The organism is Acidovorax soli, from assembly GCF_014207955.1.
GTDB lineage: Bacteria > Pseudomonadota > Gammaproteobacteria > Burkholderiales > Burkholderiaceae_C > Acidovorax > Acidovorax soli_A.
Window position 1 is genome coordinate 183123 of record NZ_JACHLK010000006.1, and the last position, 19326, is coordinate 202448.

At 67.9% G+C, this 19326-nt stretch carries 17 protein-coding genes; 12 read left to right on the forward strand and 5 right to left on the reverse strand.

Annotation, left to right across the window (positions count from 1 at the left end; genetic code table 11):
• Nucleotides 1-103 precede the first annotated feature (103 nt).
• From HNP48_RS16640 to HNP48_RS16655, 4 genes are all read left to right on the forward strand, one after another.
• Nucleotides 104-2188, forward strand: a complete 2085-nt coding sequence (locus tag HNP48_RS16640) for a bifunctional diguanylate cyclase/phosphodiesterase (RefSeq protein ID WP_184858963.1) — start codon at nucleotides 104-106, stop codon at nucleotides 2186-2188.
• A 111-nt stretch (nucleotides 2189-2299) separates the two neighbouring features.
• Nucleotides 2300-3781, forward strand: coding sequence for an AMP nucleosidase (locus HNP48_RS16645; RefSeq protein ID WP_184858965.1), 1482 nt, complete (start codon nucleotides 2300-2302; stop codon nucleotides 3779-3781).
• Between the two features lie 33 nt (nucleotides 3782-3814).
• Nucleotides 3815-4948, forward strand: coding sequence for a GGDEF domain-containing protein (locus HNP48_RS16650; RefSeq protein WP_184858967.1), 1134 nt, complete (start codon nucleotides 3815-3817; stop codon nucleotides 4946-4948).
• A gap of 37 nt (nucleotides 4949-4985) precedes the next feature.
• Complete coding sequence (locus tag HNP48_RS16655) at nucleotides 4986-5927, forward strand: ATP-binding cassette domain-containing protein (protein ID WP_184858969.1); 942 nt, start codon at nucleotides 4986-4988, stop codon at nucleotides 5925-5927.
• 6 nt (nucleotides 5928-5933) lie between these two features.
• On the opposite strand, the gene purT is transcribed toward HNP48_RS16655, so the two are convergent.
• A complete protein-coding gene (gene purT / locus HNP48_RS16660) occupies nucleotides 5934-7136 on the reverse strand; it encodes a formate-dependent phosphoribosylglycinamide formyltransferase (RefSeq protein ID WP_184858971.1) in 1203 nt (400 codons plus the stop codon).
• A 110-nt stretch (nucleotides 7137-7246) separates the two neighbouring features.
• Between purT and HNP48_RS16665 the strand changes: the two genes are divergently transcribed.
• The 8 genes from HNP48_RS16665 to HNP48_RS16700 all read left to right on the forward strand — a co-directional run bounded on the left by HNP48_RS16665 (nucleotide 7247) and on the right by HNP48_RS16700 (nucleotide 15250).
• A complete protein-coding gene (locus HNP48_RS16665) occupies nucleotides 7247-8830 on the forward strand; it encodes a sigma 54-interacting transcriptional regulator (protein WP_184858974.1) in 1584 nt (527 codons plus the stop codon).
• Nucleotides 8831-9053: 223 nt separating this feature from the next.
• Entirely contained in the window at nucleotides 9054-9953 is a 900-nt protein-coding gene (locus tag HNP48_RS16670; protein WP_184858976.1) for a sulfurtransferase, read from the forward strand.
• Nucleotides 9954-10018: 65 nt separating this feature from the next.
• Nucleotides 10019-10588, forward strand: coding sequence for an OsmC family protein (locus tag HNP48_RS16675; protein ID WP_184858978.1), 570 nt, complete (start codon nucleotides 10019-10021; stop codon nucleotides 10586-10588).
• 55 nt (nucleotides 10589-10643) lie between these two features.
• On the forward strand, nucleotides 10644-11798 hold the full coding sequence (locus HNP48_RS16680; RefSeq protein ID WP_184858980.1) for an acyl-CoA dehydrogenase family protein: 1155 nt from the start codon (nucleotides 10644-10646) through the stop codon (nucleotides 11796-11798).
• Nucleotides 11795-13075, forward strand: coding sequence for an FAD-dependent oxidoreductase (locus tag HNP48_RS16685; RefSeq protein ID WP_184858982.1), 1281 nt, complete (start codon nucleotides 11795-11797; stop codon nucleotides 13073-13075). Before HNP48_RS16680 ends, HNP48_RS16685 begins: the two co-directional genes overlap by 4 nt.
• A gap of 130 nt (nucleotides 13076-13205) precedes the next feature.
• Nucleotides 13206-13775 (forward strand): DUF3455 domain-containing protein, encoded by a 570-nt coding sequence (locus tag HNP48_RS16690; protein ID WP_184858984.1) that lies wholly within the window; start codon nucleotides 13206-13208, stop codon nucleotides 13773-13775.
• A gap of 165 nt (nucleotides 13776-13940) precedes the next feature.
• Entirely contained in the window at nucleotides 13941-14507 is a 567-nt protein-coding gene (locus tag HNP48_RS16695) for a sigma-70 family RNA polymerase sigma factor (protein ID WP_184858986.1), read from the forward strand.
• A complete protein-coding gene (locus HNP48_RS16700; protein ID WP_184858988.1) occupies nucleotides 14504-15250 on the forward strand; it encodes an anti-sigma factor domain-containing protein in 747 nt (248 codons plus the stop codon). The genes HNP48_RS16695 and HNP48_RS16700 overlap by 4 nt, the downstream gene beginning before the upstream one ends.
• Nucleotides 15251-15424: 174 nt before the next feature.
• Here HNP48_RS16700 and cynS read toward each other — a convergent pair whose 3' ends face one another.
• The 4 genes from cynS to HNP48_RS16720 form a co-directional block, all read right to left on the reverse strand.
• The gene (gene cynS / locus HNP48_RS16705; protein WP_184858990.1) at nucleotides 15425-15868 is read right to left on the reverse strand and encodes a cyanase; all 444 of its coding nucleotides are present in this window, start codon (nucleotides 15866-15868) and stop codon (nucleotides 15425-15427) included.
• Between the two features lie 117 nt (nucleotides 15869-15985).
• The gene (locus HNP48_RS16710; RefSeq protein ID WP_184858992.1) at nucleotides 15986-16858 is read right to left on the reverse strand and encodes an ABC transporter ATP-binding protein; all 873 of its coding nucleotides are present in this window, start codon (nucleotides 16856-16858) and stop codon (nucleotides 15986-15988) included.
• Nucleotides 16848-17717: a nitrate ABC transporter permease gene (ntrB, locus tag HNP48_RS16715; RefSeq protein ID WP_184858994.1), complete on the reverse strand. Its 870-nt coding sequence runs from the start codon at nucleotides 17715-17717 to the stop codon at nucleotides 16848-16850. Before ntrB ends, HNP48_RS16710 begins: the two co-directional genes overlap by 11 nt.
• A gap of 146 nt (nucleotides 17718-17863) precedes the next feature.
• Nucleotides 17864-19267, reverse strand: a complete 1404-nt coding sequence (locus tag HNP48_RS16720; RefSeq protein ID WP_184858996.1) for a CmpA/NrtA family ABC transporter substrate-binding protein — start codon at nucleotides 19265-19267, stop codon at nucleotides 17864-17866.
• Nucleotides 19268-19326: the final 59 nt, after the last annotated feature.

The window sequence follows — 19326 nt, forward strand, 5'->3', positions numbered from 1 at the left end:
CAGGCCACAAAAGGACCATTCGGCGCCGGCATAGGGGCAACTACCTTACGCCGTTGTCAGGTGGATCGGCTATAACGAATGCAGTGCAGGAACCGGGTGGTACATGCCAGAAACGATCAACGCAGCCAGCACCGCCGGGCAGGGCCGCTCCAGCGACCTGCTGCTGCGCCTGATCGCGGACTCCGTGCCTGCGCTGATGGCCTATTTCGACCTGCCCGGCCTGCGCTGCCTGTTCGCCAACCAGGGGTATGCGGCCTACAACGGCCATTCCACCGAATCCATCCTCGGCCTCACGGTGCAGGAGGCCATTGGCGACAAGGCCTGGCAGGCCATACAGCCCCATGTGGAGCGCTCCAGCCGGGGCGAGCACGTCAAGTATGCGCGCGAGCAGACCCTGCCCAATGGCGAGCTGCGCATGATCGAAGTCAATCTCATTCCGCACTTCGACGCTGCACAGAAGGACCGGCAACTGGGCTCTTTCGTGCTGATCACCGACATCACCGAACGCTGGCGCGCCGAACGCTCGGTGCGCGAGAGCGAAGAGCGCATGCGCAAGTTCACCGAGGCGACCGACGAGGCCATCGTGTTCCACCGCGACGGCCTGATCTCGGACGGCAACGAAGCGCTCTACCGGCTCACGGGCTATGCACTGCACGAGGTGGTGGGCCTGTCCATCTTCAACTTCATCAGCCCCGAATGGCGCGCGGTGGCGCTTGACTACACGCGCAGCGGCCGCGAAGACCCCTACGAAGTCACCATCCGCCACAAGGATGGCCACGCCATTCCGGTGGAGGTGGTCGGCAAGACCATGCCCTTCCACCATGCGGACTACCGCATCGTGGTGGTGCGCGACATCACCGCGCGCAAGCAGGCCCAGGAGCGCGAGGCCTTCAACGCACTGCACGACTCCCTCACGCAACTGCCCAACCGCCGCCACCTGATGGAGCAGCTGGCCAAGGCCCTGGTCCGCCACCGCCAGGACCGGGTGGCGGTGCTGTTCGTGAACCTGGACCATTTCAAGACCGTGAACGACTCGCTCGGCCACCATGCCGGCGACCAGTTGCTGCGCGAGGTGGCCGACCGGCTGCGCCACTGCGTGGGGGAGGCCGACGTCGTGGCCCGCCTGGGCAGCGACGAGTTCGTGCTGGTGCTCACCCCCATCCAGGCGCCCGAGGATGCCGCTCGCGTCGCCGATGCCGTGCTGCAGGCCATGCGCACCGTCTTCACGGTCGGGCACCTGCCGCTGACCATGTCGCCCTCCATCGGCATCAGCCTGTTCCCCGACGACGGGGCCACGGGCGATGCGCTGCTGCGCTGCGCCGACGCGGCCATGCAGCAGGCCAAGGACAGTGGCCGCGGCAACCGGCAGTTCTACCAGCCCGGCATGGACGTGCGCGCCATGGAGGTGCTGCAGCAGGAGCGCCTGCTGCGCGAGGCCATCGCAGACAACGCCTTCGTGCTGCACTACCAGCCACAGATCTGCCTGAAGGACGGCACGCTGCGGGGCTTCGAGGCCCTGGTGCGCTGGCGCCACCCGGTGCGCGGCCTGGTGGGTCCGATCGAGTTCATCGCCTTTGCCGAGTCGCGCGGGCTGATCACGCCGATCGGCCGCTGGGTGCTGCACGAGGCCTGCCGCCAGCTCAAGGCCTGGCAGGACGAAGGGCTGGCCCTGGTGCCCGTGGCGGTCAACCTGTCGGCGCTGGAGTTCCGCCAGCGCGACGTGGCCGGCGAGATCGCCGCGGCCCTCCAGGCCACGGGTCTGGCGCCGCAGTACCTGGAGATCGAGCTGACCGAGTCGGTGCTGATGCACCAGACCGGCCAGGTGCTCGACACGCTGCAGGCCCTCAAGGACCTGGGCGTGGGCATCTCCATCGACGATTTCGGCACGGGCTACTCCTCGCTGGCCTACCTCAAGCGCTACCCCATCGACAAGCTCAAGATCGACCGCTCCTTCGTGATGGACACCCCTGGCAGCGCCGACGACGTGGCCATCGTCACGGCCATCGTGCAGATGGGCCGCAGCCTGCAGCTCAAGACCGTGGCCGAGGGGGTGGAAACGGCCGAGCAGATGGCCTTGCTGCGCCGCCTGGACTGCGACCTTGTCCAGGGGCACCTGGTCTCGGAGCCCATGGACGCCCCCGCCATCCGCCAATGGCTGCTGGGCCCCTCCGCCCGGACCGCCGCCTGAGCCCCTGCAGACCCGCGCCAGGCATCAGGCAGCGGGGGTTTCGCGTGAATTTCTGGTGCGCAACCAGCGGCTGTCAGCCCGCTGCCCCGCCGCTTGTGGACAATAGGGTCCATGCCCCTGATTCCCGACTTCATCGCCCCCACCCGCCACACCGATCCCGCCGAGGCCCTGGCCCAGGTGCAGCGCATCTACCAGCAACAGATCGGCCATCTGCGCGATGCCATGCACCGCTTTGTGGCCGGCGAGACGCCGGGAGGGCATGTGCGCGCCTTCTACCCCTTTGTGCGCATCCACACGACCACCGTGGCGCGGGCCGACACCAAGCTGGCCTATGGCTTCGTGGAAGGCCCCGGCCGCTACGAAACCACACTGACCCGGCCCGACCTGTTCAGCGACTACTATGCCGAGCAGTTCCGCCTGCTGCGCAAAAGCCACAATGTGGAACTGGAAGTGGGCACCAGCGCGCAGCCCATCCCCATCCACTTCTCGTTCGCCGAGCACGACCACATCGAGGGCACGCTGACGCAGGAGCGGCGCATGCTGATGCGCGACGTGTTCGACCTGCCCGACCTGGCCGCCATGGACGACGGCATCGCCAACGGCACCTGGGCGCCGCGCCAGGGCGAAGCGCAGCCCCTGTCGCTGTTCACCGCGCCGCGTGTGGACTACTCGCTGCACCGCCTGCGCCACTACACGGGCACGGCGCCGGAGTGGTTCCAGAACTTCGTGCTGTTCACCAACTACCAGTTCTACATCGACGAATTCGTGCGCCTGGGCCATGCCGAGATGGCCAAGCCCGACAGCGAGTACGTGGCCTTCATCGAGCCGGGCAATGTGGTCACGCGCCGCGTCGGGCTGCCCGCGGCAGAGGCCGATGCCCTGGGCGTGGCCCCGCCGCGCCTGCCGCAGATGCCCGCCTACCACCTGGTGCGCGAGGACCGCAGCGGCATCACCATGGTGAACATCGGCGTGGGCCCGGCCAACGCCAAGACCATCACCGACCACATCGCCGTGCTGCGCCCGCACGCCTGGATGATGCTGGGCCACTGCGCGGGCCTGCGCAACAGCCAGCAACTGGGCGACTATGTGCTGGCCCACGCCTATGTGCGCGAGGACCATGTGCTCGACGAGGAGCTGCCGCTGTGGGTACCGATCCCGGCACTGGCCGAGATCCAGGTGGCGCTGGAGCAGGCCGTGGCCGATGTGACCCAGATCGCCGAGGCGGACTTGAAGCGCATCATGCGCACGGGCACCGTGGCCAGCACCGACAACCGCAACTGGGAGCTGCTGCCCGACAACATGCCCCAGCGCCGCTTCAGCCAGAGCCGTGCCGTGGCGCTGGACATGGAGAGCGCCACCATCGCAGCCAACGGTTTCCGCTTCCGCGTGCCCTACGGCACCCTGCTGTGCGTGAGCGACAAGCCCCTGCACGGCGAGATCAAGCTGCCCGGCATGGCCAACCACTTCTACCGCGAACGCGTGGACCAGCACCTGCGCATCGGCATGCGCACCATCGAGATCCTGCGCGAAGGGGGCATCCACCGCCTGCACAGCCGCAAGCTGCGCAGCTTTGCCGAGGTGGCTTTCCAGTAGACCCGCCGCCTGATGCAGGCGGCATCTCCCTCCATGCCACTGGATTTTCTGACACTGATGGCGGTGATGGCCGCCAACCTGTTCATGATCTCGGCCTCCCTGCCGCTGATCATGGGACCCGGCGTGAGCACCGCAGCCCGCCATGTGCAGGCCAGCATGCTGCTGCAGGCCGTGGCCTGGGCCGCCATCATCGCAGCCGGGACGTGGTGGGACCAGGCCCTGTCCACCGTCTCGGTGGCCTGCAATGCGCTGGCGCAGTGGATGCTCTACCGTGCACTGCGCGAGTGGCTGGGCGAGCGCCCCTTGCAGTCCTTGCTGCTGGCGCTGGTGGTGATCACCCCGCTGGGCTACACCCTGGCGTTCGACCACTACGCCTGGCGCGTGGGCTGGGCCAACCTGCTGATGTCCGCCATCCTGCTCATCGTGGCCCGCGCCACGTTGTACCCCGCGCACTATGCCGACCCGCGCTGGCGCCGCCTGCTGATGGCCTGCCTGGTCACCTCGGCTGCGTTCACGCTGGCCCGCGGCCTGCTGGGGGCCTTCACCGACCAGTACCCCAGCTTTCGCACACCCCACCCCGTCAACCTGGCCGCCGCTGTGGCCACCAACGTCAGCCTGGTGCTGGGCACCGTGGCCGTGCTGGTGGCCTGGCGCGCCGAAGCCGAGCAGAAGCTGCGCGCCCTGGCCATGACCGACGGGCTCACGGGTGTGCTCAACCGGCGCGGCTTCAACAAGCAGGCCGAGAACATGCTCTCGCACGCCTGGCGCCACCACCTGCCTCTGACGGCGCTGGTGCTGGACCTGGACTATTTCAAGCAGATCAACGACACGCATGGCCACGAGACCGGGGACCGCGCGCTGAAGCTGTTTGCCCGCCTGCTGGAGGAAACCTGCCGCACCGGCGATCTGGTCGGACGCCTGGGCGGCGAGGAATTCGGCGTGCTGCTGCTGCACAACAGCGCTCCCGCAGGCATCGCCTTCGACCAGCGCCTTCGCAACCGCCTGCAGACCCTCAGCATGGCGGAACTGGGCTTTGGGCTGGACTACAGCGCTGGCATGGCCGTGCTGCTGCCGGCGGAAACCCGCCTGCCCGACCTGATGGCACGGGCCGACGCTGCGCTTTACCTGGCCAAGGCCCAGGGAAGAGGACGCATGGTCGAGGCGTGAGCGCACCCCGGATTCCGGTATCGCACACAATCGGTGCATGACGGATTTATTCGACGTGCGCGAACTGCGCAAAAGCTATGGCGAAGCCACGGTGGTCAACGATGTCTCGTTCGCCATCGCCCCCGGGGAATGCCTGGGCGTGATCGGCCCCAATGGGGCGGGCAAGACCACCACCATCCGCATGTGCCTGGGCCTGACCAACCCCGACAGCGGCAGCGTGCGCTTCCACCCGGCCGGGGGAGCGGGGCCGCTGCACATGCCGCACGATGCCCTGGCCATCAAGGCGCAGATCGGTGTGGTGACGCAGTTCGACACCCTGGACCCGGACTTCACCTGCGCCGAGAACCTGCGCGTGTTCGGCCGCTACTTCGGCATCAAGGGTGCCGCCATGGACGAGCGTGTGCCCAAACTGCTCGAATTCGCGGCGCTCACGCACAAGGCCAATGCCAAGCCCGGCGAGCTGTCGGGCGGCATGAAGCGCCGCCTGAGCCTGGCACGCGCCCTGGTCAACGACCCGCGCCTCTTGCTGCTGGACGAGCCCACCACGGGCCTGGACCCGCAGGCCCGCCACCTGATGTGGGAGCGGCTGCAATTGCTGCTGCAGCAGGGCAAGTCCATCCTGCTGACCACGCACTTCATGGACGAGGCCGAACGCCTGTGCTCGCGCCTGCTGGTGCTGGACCATGGCAGGAAGATCGCCGAGGGCCGCCCGCGCGAGCTCATCGCCCAGCACCTGGAGCCCGATGTGGTCGAGGTCTTCGGCCTGGGTGCCGTGGCCCTGGCCGAGGACGCCGCACTGCGCGCCCTGGCCGCGCGCGTGGAGATCAGCGGCGAGACGGTGTTCTTCTACACCCAGAACGCCCAGCCCCTGCTGCAGGCGCTGGGCGCACATCCCCACCTGCGCACCCTGCACCGGCCGGCGAACCTGGAGGACCTGTTCCTCAAGCTCACCGGGCGGCAGATCCGGGAGGACGGCTGAGGCCTGTCAGGCCTTGCGTGGTTTCACCTTGCTCGCGGCCAGCTTGGCGTTGTCGCGCGCGGTGTCCACGTCTTGCGCGCGCGCCAGGGCCACACCCATGCGGCGCTTGGTGAAGCTCTCGGGCTTGCCGAAGAGGCGCAGGTCGGTGTTGGGCACGCGCAGGGCCTCGTCCACGCCGTCGAAGACGATGCCCACGGCCTCCACGCCGCCGTAGATCACGGCGCTGGCACCGGGGTTGCGCAGGCTGGTGTCCACCGGCAGGCCCAGGATGGCGCGGGCATGCAGCTCGAACTCGCTCTGGTTCTGGGTGCACAGGGTCACAAGGCCAGTGTCATGCGGGCGCGGGCTCACCTCGCTGAACCAGACGTCCTGGCCCTTGACGAACAGCTCCACCCCGAACAGGCCCTGGCCACCCAGGTTGTCGGTCACGGCCTTGGCGATCTGGCGCGACTTTTCGAGCGCGGCCGGGTGCATGGGGTGGGGCTGCCAGCTTTCCACATAGTCGCCGCTGACCTGCACATGGCCGATGGGGTCGCAGAAGTGGGTCTCGATCTGCCCATCGGCGCCCACGGCACGCACTGTGAGCTGGGTGATCTCGTAGTCGAAGTCGATGAAACCCTCGACGATCACACGGCCGTGGCTCACGCGGCCGCCGGCCATGGCGTAGTCCCAGGCCTTCTTCACGTCATCGGGGCCGTCAATCTTGCTCTGGCCCTTGCCCGAGCTGCTCATCACCGGCTTGACGATGCAGGGGTAGCCGATGCCGGCGTCGATGGCGGCCTGCAACTCCTCCAGGGAATTGCAGAATTGGTAGGGGCTGGTGGGCAGGCCCAGGGTTTCGGCGGCCAGCACGCGGATGCCTTCGCGGTCCATGGTCAGACGCGCGGCGCGGGCCGTGGGGATCACGCGCACGGTACCGGCAGCCTCCAGCTCTTCGAGCATGGGCGTGGCGATGGCCTCGATCTCGGGCACCACCAGGTGCGGCTTTTCGGCCTCGATCAGGGCCTTGAGCTGGGCCGGGTCGCTCATGGTGATGGTGCGGCTGTGGTGGGCCACTTGCTGGCCCGGTGCGTTCTCGTAGCGGTCCACCGCAATGGTTTCCACGCCCAGGCGCTGCAGCGCGATCAGCACCTCCTTGCCCAGCTCGCCCGAGCCCAGGAGCATGACTTTGGTGGCATGGGGGGACAGAGGGGTTCCGAAGGTGGTCATGGCGGTGCTTTCGACAGAAGGTGAATGGGGAGGGCCGCCAGGCGGCCCGTGGGTGCCGACTGTAATGCACCCGGCCCCGCTCTGTGGCGCAGAACTTGCAATGCCAGGGCATGACCGCCCCACCCGCTCCCGGCCACCCGCGCGCTCAGCCTGACTGGCATGCCCAGGAGCTGCTGCTGATGCGCGAGGTGATGCGCCTGATCGGCAGCAGCCTGGCACCCGGGCTGGTGCTGCGCGAAATGCTGCACCTCATGAGCGAGCTGCTGGGCCTGAACCGCGGGCGCATCGTGCTGGTGGACGACACCGCGGCCGGCGCGCCGCGCACGGCGTCCATCCAGCACGCCTACGGCCTGACCCAGGCCGAGGTGCAACGCGGGCGCTATGCCTGGGGCGAAGGCATCACGGGGCGCGTGCTGGCCACGGGCCAGCCGGCCATCGTGCAGGACATCGACGCCGAGCCCCTGTTCCTGGCGCGCGCCGTGGAGCGCAGCCAGCTGCCGCCCGAAACCGTGGCCTTCATCGCCCTGCCCATCGAACTCCACCACGCACCCATCGGCGTGCTGGCCTGCCACCGCATTCGCAGCCGCCAGCGCCACCTGAACGACGACCTGGCCGTGCTGCGCGTGCTGGCCACCCTGGTCGGGCAGCTGCTGCAGCTCGAAGCCCTGGTGGCCGATCAGACGCGCCAACTGGAGGCGCGCAACGCCGTACTGGCCAACGCACTCAACACCAAGAGCGCGCGCTACGGCCTGATCGGCAACTCGCCGCCGCTGCTGCAGGCGCTGGGCGAACTCGAACGCGTCTCGCAGACCCAGGCCACCGTGCTGCTGCTGGGCGAGTCGGGCACGGGCAAGGAGCTGTTCGCGCGCGCCGTGCACCTGGCCAGCGGCCGGCGCGACCGGCCCTTCATCAAGGTCAACTGCTCGGCCATCCCCGATGCTCTGTTCGAATCTGAATTGTTCGGCTACGAACGCGGGGCATTCACCGGGGCCAGCACCGCCCGCGCGGGCTGGTTCGAGCAGGCCGACAGCGGCACCATCTTCCTGGACGAGATCGGCGAACTGCCGCTGGCCCTGCAGTCCAAGCTGCTGCGTACCCTGCAGGAGGGCACGCTGGTGCGCCTGGGCGGGCAGCGCGAGCTCAAGGTCAACGTGCGCCTGGTGGCGGCCACCAACCGCGACCTGGCGCACGAGGTGGAGGCCGGCAACTTCCGCCAGGACCTGTACTACAGGCTCAACGTGATTCCGATCCGCCTGCCCTCGCTGGCCGAGCGGCGCGAGGACGTGCGTGCGCTGGCGCTGCATTTCGTGAGCCGGGCCAACCAGGCCCACCAGAGCAACGTGAACCTGGCGCCCGACGCCCTGGCACGGCTGGAGGCCCAGCCCTGGCCCGGCAACATCCGCGAGCTGGGCAATGTGATCGAGCGGCTGGTGCTGCTGGCCGAAGGCACGTTGGTGACCGGCGGGGAGCTGGACCGCTTTCTGCCCGGCGCGGCAGCACCCGCCACCGTGGCGCCACCGGCCCCCGCAGAGCCCCCGTTGGTGCGTGACTACACCCCCGCCCACTCGCACAGCGCGCAGGCCCTGCAGGCCGCCCTGGCGGAGCACCACGGCAACCAGTCGCGCGCCGCCCAGAGCCTGGGGCTGACCCTGCGCCAGTTCAGCTACCGGCTGCGCAAGGCGGGGCTGCGCTAAGCGGCACCTGTGTCGACAATTTGTCGACACTGTGTCCACAGCACCCCACGGGGATCCGCCGTTGGCGCATGCACAAGGGCCAAACTTGCTCCTTTTGCGATAGCAACCAACAAATACCAGGCAACGACACCCAGAGATCAGAACGCAATCCGGCGCCTTTGGCACACCTGTTGCGGTAAGGGACGCAGGCCATCCTGCCCACCACCGCATCGAAAGGTTTTCCATGAGCACCGATTCCGACGCCGTCCTGATCTCGCCCACCCAGCTGCAGGCCCTGCAGGCTGCAGAGCCCGTCGTGCTGATCGACACCCGCGACGCCGACACCTACGCCCTGGGCCACATCCCGGGCGCGGTGAACCTGCGCGAGACCTTCACCTACCTGGCCACCTCCAGCCCCGAGGGTCTGCAGGAACTCAAGGACACCTTTGCCGCGCACCTGGGGGCCATCGGCCTGTCGGGCGCCGAGACGGCGGTGTTCTATGAAGACGCGCTGAACAGCGGCTACGGCCAGTCCTGCCGCGGCTACTACCTGCTGACCTGGCTGGGCTACCCCAAGGTCAAGGTACTGAACGGCGGCTACTCGGCCTGGAAGGCCGCCGAGCTGCCCGTTTCCACCGAAGCCGTGATGCCCACGCCCGCGATCTTCCCGACCACCCTGGCCACGGCCGACGTGATGCTGACCAAGGACGATGTGGCCGAGGCCTTGGGCACGGACACCGTGCTGCTGGACGTGCGCGACGTGGACGAGTGGATCGGCGAAAGCTCCAGCCCCTACGGCAAGGATTTCGCGCCGCGCAAGGGCCGCCTGCCAGGCGCCAAGTGGGTGGAGTGGTACCGCTTCATGAAGCCCTCGCCCCAGGGCCCGGTGTTCAAGTCGCCCGACGAAGTGCGCGCCGAATGCGCCACCGCCGGAATCGCGCCCAGCGACACGGTCTACCTGTACTGCTTCAAGGGCGCACGCGCGTCCAACACATTCCTCGCGCTCAAGCAGGCCGGCTTTGCCGATGTGCGCATGTACTTCGGCTCCTGGAACGAGTGGTCGCGCGACGACAAGCTGCCCATCGAAAGCGGTCTGCCCCTGCTGCGCCCTGCCAGAAAGCCGGCGCTGGCCCTGGCGGCCTGAGCTTCTGCGGGGCCCTTGCCCCGTCCCCCATTTCTTTCTCGCCTTTCAACCCTCCAAGGAAAACCATGTCCACCGATCTGCTGGAACCCACCGCCCCTGTCACCACCATCCATACGGCCCTGCGCCCCATCGACCGCGATGGCCTGATGGCCTTTGCCGAGAAAGGCCGCAACAACCCGGCGAGCCGCGGTACCAACAAGGTCCATACCGTGATGGAAGGCCAGTACCGCTCGCTGAGCACCGTGGGCAAGCACACGCCCGTGGTGGTGGACGAGCCGCTGCACCTCTTCGGCCAGGACACGGCGCCTGCCCCCGGCGAGATCGTGCTCTCGGGCCTGGGCGGCTGCCTGGCCGTGGGCATCACCGCCGTGGCCACCTGGAAGCAGGTCAAGCTGAGCAAGATCGAGGTCTTCATGGAAGGCGACATCGGCAACCCTGCCGCCTGGGGTGCCGGCGGTGCGCTGCAGAAGCTGCCCCCCGAAATGGGCTTCCAGGCCATCCGCGTGAAGGTGCTGGTCGAAGGCGATGCGCCGCGCGAAGTGCTCGACGAGATCGTGCAGCACGCCAACTTCTACTCGCCCGTGGCCAACAGCATGCGCAACCCCATCCCGTTCGAGATCAGCCTGATGGACTGAGCGCACCGCGCTCCCCGTCTTTGCCCTGCCGCGCACACCCAAGGACCCCGCCCCCATGAAACCCGCCGACCTCCCTCCCCAACTCCATCTGGAAGGCGCCCTGCGGGGCGACGCCCTGATCGCCGCCGTGCGCGCCATCGCCCAGGGCCCGCTGGCCGCGCAGGCCGAGGCCATCGACCGCGTGGGCTACTACCCGCGTGCCGAACTGCAGCAGCTGGCGGCCGTGGGCGGGATCTCGGCCCACCTGGACAGCACGGGTGGCCCGGCCGACTACGGCCTGGCCATCCGCGCCATGGCCGAGGTTTCGCGCGTGTGCGGCGCCACGGGCTTCATGCTGTGGTGCCAGGCGGTCTGCGGGCTGTACCTGCAGCAATCGGGCAACCCGGCCCTGGTGGGTGAGGTGCTGCAGCGCCATGCCAGCGGCGCGGGCCTGGGTGGCACGGCGCTCTCCAACCCCATGAAGAGCTATGCCCAGATCGAGGCCCTGCTGCTCCAGGCCACGCCGGTGGAAGGCGGCTATCTGGTGAACGGTACCCTGCCCTGGGTCAGCAACCTGGGGCCGGACCACTACTGCGGCGCCGTGGCAGCCATCGCCCAGCCCGACGGGGCCGCCCCGCGCGAGCTGATGTTCCTGCTGCGCTGCGACGCACCAGGCGTGGAGATGCGCGAGTGCCCGAGCTTTTCGGGCATGGAGGGCACGGGCACCTATGCGCTGCGGCTCAAGGACCATTTCGTGGGGGCGGACCACACCATCGCCGACCCGACAAAGCCCTACATCGCCCGCATCCGCGCCGCCTTTGTCATGCTGCAGTGCGGCATGGCCGTGGGCGTCACCCAGGGTGCCATCGACTCCATGTGGGCCGTGGAGGCCCAGCTCGGCCACGTGAACCAGTTCCTCGAGGACCGGCCCGATGCCCTGCAGGCCGAGCTCGACGCCCTGAGCACGCGCGTGATGCGCCTGGCCGAGACGCCCTTCGACACCCGTACCGAATTCTTCATCGACGTGCTGGACGCACGCGCCCATGGCGCCGAGCTGTGCCTGCGCGCCGCCCAGTCGGCCCTGATGCACCAGGGCGCGCGCGGCTATCTGATGAGCTCCGACGTGCAGCGCCGCGTGCGCGAATCGCACTTCGTGGCCATCGTCACGCCGGCCATCAAGCACCTGCGCAAGGAGATCGCACGCCTCTCGACCGAGGAGATGCCCTCATGAGCGCAGCCACAGCCACCCACACGGCGCTGGCCGACGATCCCTGGCTGCAGTTCATCTGCCACGCCTGCGGCTACATCTACGACGAGGAGCAGGGCGACCCCGATGGCGGCCTGCCGCCCGGCACCCGCTACGCCGACATCCCCGACGACTGGGCCTGTCCGCTGTGCGGTGTGACCAAGAACGATTTCGAGCCCTATGTGGCGCCCAGCATGGAGGCACTCAAAACGCTGGCGCGCAGCAGCGCTCCCCCCGCAGCGCGGCGCCAGGTCGACCCCGGCGTGCTCATCGTGGGCGCAGGCCGTGCCGGCTGGCAGATGGCCGAAGCCCTGCGCGCGCTGGACGCACAGCTGCCCATCACCCTGGTGAGCAACTGCAGCGGCGACCTGTACGACAAGCCGCAACTGTCCATCGCCATGGCCAAGCACCTGCCCCCCGAGCGCCTGGTGCGCGAAAGCGGCGCGGCCGCCGCCGCCAGGCTGAATGTGCGCCTGCTGGCCCACACTCATGCCGTGCGCGTGGAGCCCTCCGCCGACAGCAACGGCGGCACACTGCGCACCACGCGCGGCCCGCAGCGCTACCAGCACCTGGTGCTGGCCCATGGCGCGCAGGCGGCCCTGCCCCCAGGCCTGCCGGCGGCGCTGTGCTGGCGCATCAACCACCTGCAGGCCTACCAGCGCCTGCGCGCGGCCCTGGGCCACACGCCGCGCCGCGTGCTCATCGTGGGTGCCGGCCTCATCGGCTGCGAACTGGCCAACGACCTGGCCCTGGGCGGCCACGGCATCACCCTGCTGGACACCGAAGCCCTGCCCCTGGCACGCTGCGCCGGCGAACCCCGCGCCCGCGAACTGCTGGCCGCGTGGTCCCGGCTTCCCATTGCATTCGTGGGCGGCGTGCGCGTGGCTTCCCTCGGCACCCTGCCGACGCCCACACCCGATGGCAGCCTGCAACTGAGCACCACCGATGGCCGCCAATTCACGGCCGACCAGGTGATCGTGGCCGCCGGCCTGCAGACCCCCACGCGCCTGGCGCACAGCGCCGGCCTGGCCTGGGACGGCGGCATCGCCGTGACGCCCGAACAGTTGCAGACCAGCGTACCGGGCATCCATGCCCTGGGCGATTGCATCACCATCGGCGGGCAGGCCAGCCGCTTCATCGAGCCGATCGCGCGCCAGGCACGCACCATCGCCGCCGCGATCACGGGCGCGGCAGACCTGCCCTATGAGCACCGGCCCTTGCCCATACGCGTCAAGACCAGTTCCTGGCCCATGACCCTCTGAGAAAGAGGCCGCAAAAATATTTTCGAGAAATTGCACCACGCGTGCATCCAAACGGCGTTCTCGTGGGTAGTACCTGCAGCAGCTCCTTATCGCTGCTGTTCTTTCAACCCATTTGAAGAAGAGAAACGCCATGACCAACCAAGCTACGCGCACCCGTCTCCTCCCCCTGGCAGGCGCCATCGCCGCAGCGGCCCTGTTGACGGCTTGCGGTTCGATGAAGTCGTCCGGCCCCATGTTCTCGCAGGACAGCCTGCCCGATACCGTGAAGGTGCCTGGCGGCAACAAGGTCGCCATGGAAACCGTGGGCGTGGGCGAGATCACCTACGAATGCCGCGACAAGGCGAACGCTCCCGGCCAGATGGAATGGTTCTTCGTGGGCCCCAAGGCCGTGCTGAACGACCGCAGCGGCATGCAAGTGGGCACCTACTACGGCCCGCCCGCCACCTGGGAATCCAAGGACGGCTCCAAGCTCACCGCCACCCAGGTCGCGGTGGCCCCGGCCGGTGCCGGCAACATCCCCTACCAGCTCGTGAAGGCCAACCCTGCCATGGGCTCGGGCGCCATGACGGGCGTGACCTACATCCAGCGCGTGGCCTTGAAGGGCGGTGCTGCGCCCATGGCGGCATGCACTGCGGCCAACAAGGGCGAGCGCCAGATCGTGAAGTACCAGGCCGACTACATCTTCTGGAAGGCCGCGTGAACGCCGCGTAAAGACCACGCCCTGCAGCAGGATGAACGCAATCCCCTGGACGCCTGGGGATTGCGTGTGAAAGCATGGCCTGGTGGGCTAGGATGCAGCCACGCCCTGGGTGCGCGCACTGCGCCACGCAGCCATTCCACGACCGTGCCGAGCCCCTCGCAACCCGTGCCTGAAACCCCTGGCGATTTTGACTACGAAGCAGCCCTGGCCGCCTGCGCGGCCGGCGACCGCCTGGCCATGCGCCGGCTGTACGAGCACGAGGGCCCGCGCATGCTGGGCGTGGCACTGCGCATCGTGCGCCAGCGCGCGCTGGCCGAGGACATCGTGCACGATGCCTGCGTGAACATCTGGAGCCGGGCCACCAGCTACGAACCGGCACGGGGCAGCGCGCGCGGCTGGATCTACAGCGTGGTGCGCCACCTGGCGCTCAATGCCGTGCGCAACGCGCGCCGCCACGTCGACATCGACGAGGAAACCACCCACACCCTGGAGGCCGACATGTCCGTGCAGGCCTTCCACGATGCTGCCGCCAGCTTCGAGCTGAATGCCAGCCTGGGCCGCCTGCAGCACTGCCTGGAGGCGCTGGAGCCGGCACGGCGCAACTGCGTGCTGCACGCTTATGTCGAAGGTTGTTCACATGGCGAGATTGCCGAGCGCCTGGGCGCACCGCTGGGCACCGTGAAGGCCTGGATACGGCGCAGCCTGACTTCGCTGCGGGAGTGCATGGCATGAGCGCACCTTTTCCCGACAATCCGCACGACGATCTGCAGGTGCTGGCCGGCGAATACGTGCTGGGCACGCTGCCTGCAGCCGAGCGCCTGGCCGTATCACAACGCCTGGCCACCGAACCCGCGCTGCAGCAAGCCGTGAACGACTGGGAGGAGCGCTTGCTGCCCCTGACCCAGCTGGCCGAGCCCGTGCCGCTGCCGGCGCCCCTGGCCTCGCGCATCGAGGCATCGCTGCAAGGGCTGCGCCAGCAGCCGCAAACCGCCCCAGCGGTGGTGCCGGCGCGCAGCAGCTCCAGGGGCTGGTGGAACCACCTGGGTCTGTGGCGCGCGCTCGCAGGCTCAGGATTTGCCATGGCGGCCGTGCTGGCAGCGGTGCTGGTCACACGCACCGCGCCCGTGGCAGCGCCGCCAAAATTCATGGTGGTGCTGGTGGCGCCACAGGACAAGGCCCCCGGTTGGGTGGTGCAGGCCAGTTCGCCGCGCGAGATCAGCCTGATACCGCTGGGCGTGGCCGAAGTACCGGCCGACAAGGCGCTCGAGTTCTGGACCAAGGCCGACGACTGGAATGGCCCCGTCTCCCTGGGCCTGGTCAAGCCTGGCCAACCGCTGCAGGTGCAGCTCGACAAGCTGCCACCGCTGCAGCCCAACCAGCTCTTCGAGCTGACCCTGGAGCCGCCCACGGGCTCGCCCATCGGCAAGCCCACGGGCCCCATCCAGTTCATCGGCCGGGCAGTCAAGGTGCTCTGACCGCGTCTTGGTTATTCCCCTTGGCGCAATGCATGGGAGCACGCCTGGATGTGAAGCACTGCCTGTACCAGCGACCGCCGCGCAAGGGCCGCCCCGCCGCGCTGGCGGTGTCCCCCTTCCCGAATTGCGCAGCAATTCGAGAGAAAGGGGGAAGGCGCGAAGCGACTCAGGGGGTTAATACTGTTTATACGGCAGGAACTTGCCGGAGAGCACCACGTTGACGCGATCGCCCTTGGGATCGGCTTCGCGCGTGATGTCCATGCTGAAGTCGATGGCGCTCATGATGCCGTCGCCGAACTCTTCGTGGATCAGCTCCTTGATGGTCGTGCCGTAGACGCTCACGATCTCGTACCAGCGGTAGATCAGCGGGTCGGTGGGCACGGGCGTGGGCAGCGAGCCCTTGTAGGGCACGACCTGCAGCCACTTCTGTTCTTCGGCCGTGAGGCCGAAGATCTTGCCCAGCACCTTGGCCTGTTCGGCCGATGCCGTCATCTGGCCCAGGCACAGGGCCGTAGTCCATTCCTTGGACTGGCCGACCTTCTTGGCAATGGCATCCCATTGCAGGCCCTTGGCGACCTTGGTGCTGATGATTTTTTCGGTGACGTCGTTGCGGTTCATAGTGATGGCTCCTTCGGTTGGATGGGTTTTGACAGGGGACAACAGGGAAAACATCCGGGGTGCAGACCGCCCTGCCACCCGGTCGGGCGGCACGGCGAGGCTGGTGGCCGGCGAGGATCAGTGGGCCTTGGCCCGGGTGACGAGAAAGTCCACGATGTGGTTGCGCAGCGCGTAGTAGCCGTCCAGGTGGTGCAGGCTGCTGCGCGTGCGTTCGCGCGGCAGCGGGTTGACCACCACCTCGGCGATACCGCCCGGGTGGTAGCCCTGGGGCGACTCGTTGCCGTTGCTCATGAGCAAAATGCGGTCGGACAGCAGGATGGCCTCGTCCACGTCGTGCGTGATCATGAACACCGTCTGCTGCGTCTGGCGCACGATGGCCATGAGCTCATCCTGGATGGTGCCGCGCGTGAGCGCGTCGAGCGCGCCGAAGGGCTCATCGAGCAGCAGCATCTTGGGCTGGATGGAAAAGGCGCGCGCAATGCCCACGCGCTGCTTCATGCCGCCCGACAGCTGCGAGGGCTTCTTGTCGATGGCGGGCGTGAGGCCCACCAGGGCGACGAATTTCTCCACATGCGCGTCGACCTGCGCGCCCTTCCAGTCGGGCCAGCGCGACTTGACGGCGAAGGCGATGTTCTGGCGCACCGTGAGCCAGGGCATGAGTGCATGGCTCTGGAACACCACGCCCCGGTCCAGGCTGGGGCCGGCGACCTCGCGCCCGTCCATGATGACGGTGCCCGAGGTGGCGGTGTCGAGCCCCGCCAGCACGTTGAGGATGGTGGTCTTGCCGCAGCCCGAGTGGCCGATGATGCAGACGAACTCGCCCTTGTCGAGCGTGAAGGACACGTCGGCGAACACCGGCTTGGCCGGCACGAAGGCCTTGCTGAGCCGGTCGATCTGGAGGAAGCCGGAGGTCACGGGCGGGGCCTTTCGTTGCGGGTGGGCGTCAGGGGTTTTGGATGCGGCGGGGCGCTGGGCGACATCACTCCACATAGGTCACCACCTTCTGCAGTTGGCCGAAGAACAGATCGAGCAGCATGCCGACCACGCCGATCACCAGGATGGCGAAGATCACGTTGGTGAGCGACAGGTTGTTCCACTCGTTCCAGACGAAGTAGCCGATGCCCGTGCCGCCCACCAGCATCTCGGCGGCCACGATCACCAGCCAGGCGATGCCCATGCTGATGCGCATGCCCGTGAGGATGGTGGGCGCCGCCGCGGGCAAAATGACCAGGAAGGCCTTGCGCAGCGGGTTGACCTGCAGCGTGGCCGAGACGTTGAGCCATTCGCGCTTGACCGAGGCCACGCCGAAGGCGGTGTTCACCAGCATGGGCCAGACCGAGCAGATGAAGATCACGAAAATGCCCGAGATCGACGAGTCCTTGATGGTGTAGAGCGCCAGCGGCATCCAGGCCAGCGGGCTGATGGGCTTGAGCACCTGGATGAAGGGATCGAAGGCGCGGCGCAGCAGCGGCGACATGCCGATCACGAAACCCAGCGGAATTGCCACCAGGCAGGCCAGGCCAAAGCCCAGGGCCACGCGACCCAGCGAATGCGCGAGCTGGATGGCAATGCCCTTGTCGTTGGGCCCGTTGTCGTAGAACGGGTTGGACACATGGCCCCAGACCGTGGTGCCCATCTCGGCCAGGGTGGGAAAGCCGCTGCTCTTGGTGCCGGCGCCCGGGTCCTTGCCCATCATCTTGGCGTATTCGATCTGCTCGGGCGTCATGCCGGCCGTGCTGCCGCCCGCGCCGGACGAGGCCGTGGCCGCGTACCAGATGCCGAGCACGGCCAGGAAGATCAGCACGGACAGCAGTCCCGCGCGCAGGTGGAGGTTCTTGGAACTTGCCATGTCAAATCTCCGTGCGTTCCACAAATCCACCGGCCCGCAAAACGGGCAGGGCCGAGGCCAGCGCCCCCGCGCAAGGGCCGCCCCGCCGCGCTGGGGGCGTCCCCCTTGAGGGGGAAGGCGCGAAGCGACTCAGGGGGTGCTTCATTTCATGCCACCTTGCGGATCGGGAAGCTCTTGGCGTAGTCGGCCGCCTTCGCGGCATCGAACTCGCGGCCCATGATGGTGAACTTGGGGTAGGTACCGTCGGGCACCTTCTGGTCCAGGGCCTTCATCTGCTTCTTGGCATCGGTGATGAGGAAGACCTTCTCGGCGATCTGCTTGTAGTCCACGTCGCCCTTGATGTAGCCCCAGCGCTGCATCTGCGTGAGCATCCACACGGCCATGCTTTGCCAGGGCATGGGATCGAAGTCGGCGCGGTCGGGCACGTTCTGGATCTTGCCCAGGCCATCGGCGAACTTGCCGGTGAGCACCTGGTTGAGCACGGCCTCGGGCTGGTTCAGGTAGGCCTGGGGCGCGATCACCTTGGCAATCAGCTCGCGGTTCTTGGGGTCGCGCGCCATCGCGGCCGAAGTGAGCACCGCGCGGTACAGCGCGGCGAAGGTGTTGGGGTTCTTCTGGATGAACTCGGTGCTGGTGCCAAAGGCGCAGCAGGGGTGGCCGTTCCACAGGTCCTTGGTGAGCACGTGGATGAAACCGACCTCCTCGAACACGGCACGCTGGTTGAACGGATCGGGGCCGAGGAAGCCGTCGATGTTGCCCGCGCGCAGGTTGGCCACCATCTCGGCCGGTGGCACCACGCGCAGTTGCACGTCGGTGTCGGGATTGAGGCCTGCCTCGGCCAGGTAGTAGCGCAGCAGGAAGTTGTGCATGCTGTACTCGAAGGGAATCGCGAACTTGAAGCCCTTCCAGTTCTTCGGATCGCGGTTGTCCTTGTGCTTGAGGCTCAGCGTGATGGCCTGGCCGTTCACGTTCTGGATGGTGGCCACATTCATCGGCGTGGCGTTGGACCCAAGGCCCATGGAGATGGCCAACGGCATGGGCGAGAGGAAGTGCGTGGCGTCGTACTCCTTGTTGATCATCTTGTCGCGGATCAGCGCCCAGCCGGCCGTCTTGGTGACTTCGACATTCAGACCCTGCTTGCTGTAGAAGCCCAGCGGATGCGCCATGATCAGCGGCGTGGCGCAGGTGATCGGGATGAAGCCGATCTTGAGGTTGGTCTTCTCCAGTGCGCCTTTTTCCTGGGCCATGGCCTGCATGCTGGCCACGGGCAGCACGCTGGCGATGGCGGCCATGGCCGTGCCCTTGCCCACGGCCTTGATGAAGCGGCGGCGCACGGCATCCTGCGGGAACAGCGCCTTGACCAGGGTGGCCTCGATGAATTCGTTGCTGTAGGCCTCGAACTCGCTCGTGAGGCTGCGCTGGCGCAAGGTGGCGGCCGCGGCATCGGCCGACGCCTCGGCATGGTGGTCGGCCGCCGTGTGGTCGCGGCCGCAGCTGCATTGGAGCATCAACGGGCGGTCGGCATCGAAAGGCGAGAAGAATTCGGACATGGCACACCTCGGTGAAGTTGATGCCAGCCGCTACGCAAGGCACGGGCCAGTTGCCGGCC